This window comes from uncultured Meiothermus sp., from assembly GCF_937863175.1.
Taxonomy (GTDB): domain Bacteria; phylum Deinococcota; class Deinococci; order Deinococcales; family Thermaceae; genus Meiothermus.
This window is the reverse complement of the sequence record NZ_CALMCQ010000235.1, coordinates 1-5,543: the sequence shown is the minus strand read 5'-3', so window position 1 is coordinate 5,543 and position 5,543 is coordinate 1. Positions and strand designations below refer to the sequence as shown.

Here is a 5,543-nt window from a genome sequence, read left to right as displayed (position 1 = left end):
GGCGGGCATCATAGATTTCCAGAAACCCCAGGCTGCCCGAAGGCGCCTCTCGTTCCCACGCACTTGACTCCAGGTAGCGCCACGAGGTATCGGTGTCTAGAACAGTCACATCGCCATCAGCCCTCAGCACATCGCCCTGTAAAAAAAATCCCCCGCAGCCGAAGGCCCTGGCATGTTCCCAGGAAGGAAGCTCGTACCAGGCCGTGTTGCGTCCATAGGAGTGCACCAGCGCAGCGACGACATTGCGACCTGGGTGTAAGTATGGTCTAAGTTCGTACCGATCCATACTCTGCCAGGCCGGGCTGCACCGGGCAGGACCCCTGCCAACCAGCCGCCCGTTGACATAGAGCTGGTACCGGCCATCGGCAGAAGCAAAGACCGGCGCCTGGGTAGGAAGCTCCCCCAGCTCGAAGGTTTTCCGGAAATAAACATACCGATTGGCCTCTTCGGCAGTCCTGGGGGTAGAGGTGCCGAAGGGCAATGAACCAAGTTCCCTCTGCCGCCAGACCCAGTCTGCCCGGCGTTCAAACTCGGCCACCGGCTCCCTCCATCCTGACCAGGAAATCTCCATAAATCTGGCCAATCAAGCCTGGTCTGACAAATAACTCCGGCAGAGGAGGAATCTCAATCAGATCCGCGTTGCGAAAGTGCTCCTTCATCTGCTGGGCCAGCTTGATGGGATGCAGCAGGTCATTAGGCCAGCCGACAATGCATACCGGAAACTCCAGGGCGCTTAGCGGGGTCAGGTCTTCCAGAATGCGCCACTCCATTACCGCCTGACACGCCGTAGCCAGGCTCTGGGGGTGGTGTGCGCTCTGCATCTGGGCGACATAACTGACGGCCTCGAGGGGCCAGCCGAGACGGGTCCGCTGGTTTTCAGCCGAATACCGCAAATATGCTTCCATACCAGGGTTGGAAATAGCCCTGCCCATTTCCTGTACTTGCGCTTTACCCTGGTTGGGTTCTTTCCCACCAAATGCTGGCGCAGTCAGCAGGAGCGCGGCTACCCGCTCCGGGGCCTGCATTGCAAACAACAAGGCAACCGCAGCGCCCATAGACTCGCCGCCGACAATCGCCCGTGCAATTCCCAGGCTGTCCATGATGGCTATAAAGTCCTGCACCATGAGATCAGCACTGTACAGAGCTGGACTGGTAATTGGGCTGGAGTCTCCGTGGCCACGCTGGTCAAAGGCTATAACCTGGTAGTGCTTGGTAAGACAGCTGAGCTGATCCAGCGTGGTCTGTCTCCTGGAGGTCAGTCCGTGTCCGTAAATAATGGGGGCTCCCTGGCCCACCACCTCCACTACCAGCTCCACATTGCCTGACCTGATCGTGCGCCACGGTTTCATGGTCGCTAACCTTTGAGCCCACTGGCAAAACCACGGATAACATGCCGCTGTAGTAAAAAGTAAAGCACCAGAATGGGAAGACTGCCCATGATCAAACCCGCAAAAACCAGTTCCCAACGGGCTTCGTACTGACCTACAAACTGGTAAATCACCACCGGAAGGGTTGCGCTCGAGGTACCCCCAACGTACAACAGCGGCGTTAAAAAATCATTCCAGATAAATACCCCAGCTACGATGATCACGGTACCGGTTATTGGCCGCAGCAGTGGAAATACTACCCTGGTGAAAACCTGCAGATGCGAGGCTCCATCCACCAGTGCGGCCTCTTCGTACTCCCTGGGAATCGCACGCAGAAATCCGGTGTAGAGAAAAATCGCCAGGGGGAGGAAGTGTCCCACATTGTAAATAATCAGCGAGGCATGGGTACCCAGAAGCTGGAGCTCATTTATCAGGCGGTACAGAGGGAGCAGCCCAAGCTGGAAGGGCAGGATAATACCGGCCAGAAAAAGTATGTAGACCCAGTAAGCCAGCCGCTGCTTGCGCCGGGCCAGCACATATGCGGCCATAGAGCCAAAGGCGACCAGGGCAACCAGACTGATGGATGTGATAATAGCACTGTTCAACATCGCCTGGCCCATGTTAGCCAGAGACCAGGCCTGTAGGTAGTTCCCCAGGTACGAAAAGCTGGGAAGGCCCAGTGGTGACTGGGCCATCTCGTGGCCGGGACGAAAGGACAGTTGCACCAGCATATAGACTGGGATGAAATAGATGATGGCCGCCAGGATCATCACCGCTTCCAGAGCCCACTGGGACTTGCCGTAGCGCTGCCTCACCCTTCTACCTCCCTGGAGCGAAGGATTTTCAGTTGAATCAAAGCTACAACCGTTACGATGATGGTCAAGACCAGGGCAATGGCCATACCATACCCGTAGTTCCCAAAGAGAAATGCCTGCCTGAAGAGAAAGACCGAAAGTGTTGCGGTGGCATGTCCCGGGCCACCCTGGGTCATGGCCCAGACCTGGTCAAATATCTTGAGCCCAGCGATGACCGAGAGTGTCAGATTCACGGTAATGGCCGGAGCAATCAGGGGCAGGGTTACGTTCCAGAAGCGGTTCCATCCATTGGCCCCATCAATGTCGGCGGCGTCGTAGAGTTCCTGCGGTACCCCCTGCAAGCCGGCCAGAAAGATCACCATCGAGAAGCCCACAAACTGCCAGACGATGACTGTGATCACCGACCAGATAGCGGTCGAGCGGTTCCCTAGCCATGCCTGCTGCATGTTCTCCAGGCCGACAGCAGCCAGCATGTAGTTAAGGAATCCCATGGGTGAGTAGATGTACTGAAACAAAAAGGCCACTACAATGGGCGCGAGCATGACTGGAGCAAAAAAGAGCACCCTTAAGACGTAGCGGCTCTTGAGATGCGAATGCAGACCAAGCGCCAACAACAGTCCAAGAAGGTTCTGCACCACAGTAGCTACCAGGGCTATAAGGACTGTATTCCGCAGCGAATCCGCTGCCTCTCTCGACTGCGCCAGCTCCTGGAAATTGGCCAGGCCCACAAAGGGCGCTGTGGGGCTCAGACCGTCCCAGGCTGTGAACGCGTAATAAACACCCGCCACCGACGCGTAAAGCACTACCACGCCGTACAGCAAGACGGCAGGGACGATAAACAGCCACGGGGGTTCCTCGAATCGCCTCGAGGGTTTGAAGGAGGGTCTGCTGCCCGCGCTGCGAAGTGTTCGCCTTTCTTGCACGCATTCTCCTGTTGACAGGCGCCACACGGTGATAACGCCAGGACAAGGCTATAACGCCAGGAAGAGAAGGGGGCCGAAGCCTCCTAATTTAGCGTTCTCTGGCTATCCTGTCGAGTTCGGCCAGCAGCTGGTCAATGGTCTTGGATCCGTCAAAGAGCTGCTGGATACCCCGCATGTACACATCCTGTACCCTGGGATTGGGCCAGAACACTCCAACTGGGGCGCTGCGCCCCTCCCGGATGGCCGCTAGCATCTCTGAAAAGAGCGGAGAAACCGTGAGCGCGGGATGAGGAACGGCGGGGATCCGACCTCCCAGGTATATACTGAGAATCTCGGGTTGGGCAAGGAATCTGATGAAATCCCTGGCAGCAGCCTGATTGCGGCTAGCCGCACTCACTCCAAAAGAAGACAGAACTGAGGCAAAGATCCACGGTCTGGTGCCGTCGTTATGCACGGGGAAAGGCACCATACCCAGGTGTTCGGCGGCCATCCCCTGACGAGTAGCTTGAGCAGCAAAACCCGGGGTCTGCACAGCCATGGCTGCCCTACCTGTGGCCATCATCCGGACGATGTCTTCATAGGACGTGGCGTTGGGGAATCGGTTAAAACAGCCGCGACGGTTTAGCTCGAGGTATCTCTGCAGAGCATCCCGGTAGCCCGCCGAGCCTGCAAAGGTGGCCCTGCCCTGAGCCAGCCGAATGTCGAAATCCGGGTCTGTGGCGTACACGGTGGACGCAGTAATTGCGTGGGGAATAAGCTGCGTGACCCATAGCACCTGGTTTGCCTGTGCCAGCGGGGTAATGCCGGCGCGGCTGAGTCTCTCGCACGCAGCGAGCAGGTCATTCCAGGTGCGAGGCACCCCCAGCCCGTGGTTTTGTAAGATCTGCCGGTTATAAAAAAGACCGATCACAAGTTTGTTTACGGGGTAGATGAAGGTTCTACCACCATGCTGAACCGAGCTGCGGACACCCGCGGGAATGTCCCTCACCCAAGGCTCGTTGCTTAAGTCTGCCAGAAGGTTGTTCTCAGCCAGCAAACCAACTGACATGGGGTTGCCTGCCGCACCTGCCCAAACAAACAATATGTCTGGTGCAGTCCCTGCTGCTAGCTGAGTTCGCAAAACCACCTGATACTGGTCGATCGGGGCAAAGGTCGTAGTGATGGTAATATGTGGGTTGCGCCTCATGTACTCAGCGACCACAGCCGTGACCGGTTCCTGGTCATTGACAATCGCTGCCAGCCTGAGGGTTACACGCTCCTGTGCAACGGCCGTACCAACTATTAGCAAAACCAGCAAGAACCCAATCGCCTTTAAAAGACTGCTCTTCATTAGAGACCTCCCTACCTGTATTCCGCCACGGAGCTACTTTAATTTTTGAAACAACATGGTTATAACATATTTCAACATCTGATGTCAACTCATGTTCGATAATGGCGCGTAGATATTGCTCATATGTTCATAATATGTTAACATTGCTAACCGTATATGGTCAACGATATAACCCTGCCAACCTTTGAACGGCATCAACGGATTCTGGAGCAACTGACTTTGCGCGGGTTTATCCGGGTTAAGGATCTAGCGCCTGCTCTTGGAGTTCACGAAATGACCGTCCGTAGAGATCTGGATGCACTTGCAGAACAAGGCCTGGTCTCGCGATTACGAGGTGGAGCCCGTATCGCTGAACAGGCCAGTCATGAGATTGCGTATCATCTAAGATCCGCTTCCAATACCGAGTCCAAGGCACGTATTGCCCGTGCAGCCCTCGAGCTGATCCAGGATGGTGATACGGTCGCGCTTGATGCCAGCACAACTGTTCTAGCTTTAGCGAAAATTTTGGGCTCGCGCTCGGTGCAAGCGATCGTTAGCAGCCTTGATGCTGCCAACGTTCTGGCGTCTCAGAACGTACCGTTTACTTTTATTGGGGGTACCTTCAACCCTTCTGCCCGGTCTTTTGTGGGACCCCTCGCGACCAGTGCACTGGCCCGCTTGCATGCGGATAAGGCTTTCTTTTCAGCAAAAGGAGTCACGGTTCAGTCTGGTTTTACTGATGCCAATCTTCTGGAGGTTGAGTCCAAAGAACAGCTCGTAAAGTCAGCCCAGATGGTGATTGCACTTATAGACCACAGCAAATTTGGCAAGCAGGCGCTAACATCCATTGTTGGTCTTGACCAGACCGACGTGCTGATCACCGACCGCAGGCCCGATGCCGAAATGCTACAGGCCCTCGAGAATGCCGATGTTCGCTTGATTGTTGCCCAGGAATGAGCTAAGAATACCGCAGACTTTCAGTCTGGGCTCTACTCCTTTTCATCCTCTAGATTCGCGTTACCCTTGGGTCTTCCTTGCCAGTCGTAAAAACCACTCCTGTATACCTCCATCACCCTGCATAACAGCTTGAGGGAAGCTTTGTTTGGTATTTCATACTCTGACAAAATAC

Annotated in this window: 6 protein-coding genes; 1 reads left to right on the top strand and 5 read right to left on the bottom strand. The window is 55.4% G+C overall.

Translation table 11 applies throughout. The features are described 5' to 3' along the window. From Q0288_RS09005 to Q0288_RS08985, 5 genes are all read right to left on the bottom strand, one after another. The coding region (locus Q0288_RS09005) for an alpha-L-rhamnosidase N-terminal domain-containing protein (RefSeq protein ID WP_299429603.1) at positions 1–538 on the bottom strand (538 nt) is incomplete at its 3' end. Continuing rightward, entirely contained in the window at positions 525–1,349 is an 825-nt protein-coding gene (locus Q0288_RS09000; protein ID WP_299429601.1) for an alpha/beta hydrolase, read from the bottom strand. The genes Q0288_RS09005 and Q0288_RS09000, both read right to left, overlap by 14 nt. A gap of 5 nt (positions 1,350–1,354) precedes the next feature. Then, positions 1,355–2,182 carry a carbohydrate ABC transporter permease gene (locus Q0288_RS08995; protein ID WP_299429599.1) on the bottom strand — a complete coding sequence of 276 codons (828 nt, stop codon included), beginning with the start codon at positions 2,180–2,182 and terminating at the stop codon, positions 1,355–1,357. Further along, complete coding sequence (locus tag Q0288_RS08990; protein ID WP_299429597.1) at positions 2,179–3,105, bottom strand: carbohydrate ABC transporter permease; 927 nt, start codon at positions 3,103–3,105, stop codon at positions 2,179–2,181. Before Q0288_RS08990 ends, Q0288_RS08995 begins: the two co-directional genes overlap by 4 nt. A gap of 88 nt (positions 3,106–3,193) precedes the next feature. Continuing rightward, entirely contained in the window at positions 3,194–4,435 is a 1,242-nt protein-coding gene (locus tag Q0288_RS08985; RefSeq protein WP_299429594.1) for an ABC transporter substrate-binding protein, read from the bottom strand. A gap of 156 nt (positions 4,436–4,591) precedes the next feature. On the opposite strand from Q0288_RS08985, the gene Q0288_RS08980 reads away from it, so the two are divergent. Next, positions 4,592–5,371: a DeoR/GlpR family DNA-binding transcription regulator gene (locus tag Q0288_RS08980; protein ID WP_299429592.1), complete on the top strand. Its 780-nt coding sequence runs from the start codon at positions 4,592–4,594 to the stop codon at positions 5,369–5,371. Positions 5,372–5,543 lie beyond the last annotated feature (172 nt).

Excerpts from the sequence above, each read along its gene's own strand:
- Q0288_RS09000 (WP_299429601.1), bottom strand. The coding sequence starts at position 1,349 with ATGAAACCGTGGCGCACGATCAGGTCAGGCAATGTGGAGCTGGTAGTG.
- Q0288_RS08985 (WP_299429594.1), bottom strand. The coding sequence starts at position 4,435 with ATGAAGAGCAGTCTTTTAAAGGCGATTGGGTTCTTGCTGGTTTTGCTA.
- Q0288_RS08980 (WP_299429592.1), top strand. The coding sequence starts at position 4,592 with ATGGTCAACGATATAACCCTGCCAACCTTTGAACGGCATCAACGGATT.